The sequence below is a fragment of the Nitrobacter sp. 62-13 genome (assembly GCF_001896955.1).
In the GTDB taxonomy this organism is placed as follows: Bacteria; Pseudomonadota; Alphaproteobacteria; order Rhizobiales; family Xanthobacteraceae; genus Nitrobacter.
Genome location: NZ_MKRN01000124.1, coordinates 1 through 1,341 on the forward strand (window position 1 = coordinate 1; position 1,341 = coordinate 1,341).

General features: G+C 64.0%; 1 protein-coding gene. It reads right to left on the minus strand.

The genetic code is table 11. The features are described from left to right. On the minus strand, positions 1-1,341 hold a 1,341-nt coding region (locus BGN91_RS09840), incomplete at both ends, for an RNA polymerase sigma factor region1.1 domain-containing protein (RefSeq protein ID WP_292612668.1).

Below are 1,341 nucleotides of genomic sequence, written 5' to 3' on the forward strand. Positions count from 1 at the left end.
TTCTTGGCGATGGAGATGACGAGCCGCAGGTTCGCTTCCACCATTTCCTTCTTGGCCTGGCGCGCCTCGCGCTCGCCCTTCTGCACGCTGTGCACGATCTTGCGGAATTCGCCGATCTCGAGTCCGGTCAGCGCCGCGAGCTGCTGAATCTCGCCACGCAGCTCCTTGATGCGGTCCTTCTCGTGGTGAACGAAATTCTTCCAGCCTTTGGCCGAGAGTTTCGAGACCCGGTTGAGCCAGCGCGGATCGAGCTCCGAGCCCTGATAGTTGCGCAGAAAATCTTCGCGCGCCACGCCGTGGCTGTCGCCGAGCCGCAGCAGGCGACCCTCGAACGAGACCAGCCTCTTGTTGATGTCGTAGAGCTGCTCGACGAGAGAATCGATGCGCGCCTGATTGAGCCGCAGCGACTTCACCTCGACGACGATCTCGTCCTTCAGCTTCTTGTAGCGACGCTCCTGGTTGGGCGAGAGCGATTCATTCTGAAGCTGGTTGGAGATGTCGGCTTCCTGCAGGCGGCGCAGCTTCTTGTAGTTCTCGGCGATCTTGTCGAAGGTTTCGACCACCTTCGGCTTCAGTTCAGCCTCGATGGCGGCGAGCGACATCTGGTTGTCGAAGTCGTCCTCCTCCATTTCGCCTTCGGCGGCGGCCTCGCCCGGGTCCTTCTCGTCGCGCTCGCCGGCACCGCCAGGCGCGCCGCGCGCGGGACGGAACGGCGTCGGCGACGACGGCGCTGCGGGGGGCGCGGCCACGGTGGCGTCGAGATCGCCCTCGCCGGATGCAGCAGTGGCGTCCGCCGGCAACGGCTGGCCGTCGGGGCCGACCGGCGCGCCAAGCAGCGAGGGGTTCATGTTGTTCTTGGCGTCGGGCCCCGCATAAGTCGCTTCAAGGTCGATGATGTCGCGCAGGAAGATCTTTCCCTCGTTGAGCTCGTCGCGCCAGATGATGATGGCCTGGAAAGTCAGCGGACTCTCGCACAACCCCGCGATCATCGCCTCGCGGCCGGCCTCGATGCGCTTGGCGATGGCGATCTCGCCCTCGCGCGACAACAACTCGACGGTGCCCATCTCGCGCAGGTACATCCGCACGGGATCGTCGGTGCGCTCGCCCGGCTCCGACTTCTTGACCTCGGTGACGGCTTTCTGCGTGACCTCGACGAGTTCGTTGTCGGTCTCGTCGTCGCCCTCTTCCTTGTTCTCCTCCTCGCTGTCGGCGTCTTCGGACTCGGACACGTTGATGCCCATGTCGGAGAGCATCGACATGATGTCCTCGATCTGCTCAGGCGAGGTGGTGTCGGAAGGCAGCACTTCATTGAGCTGGTCGAAGGTGACGAAGCCGCGCTTC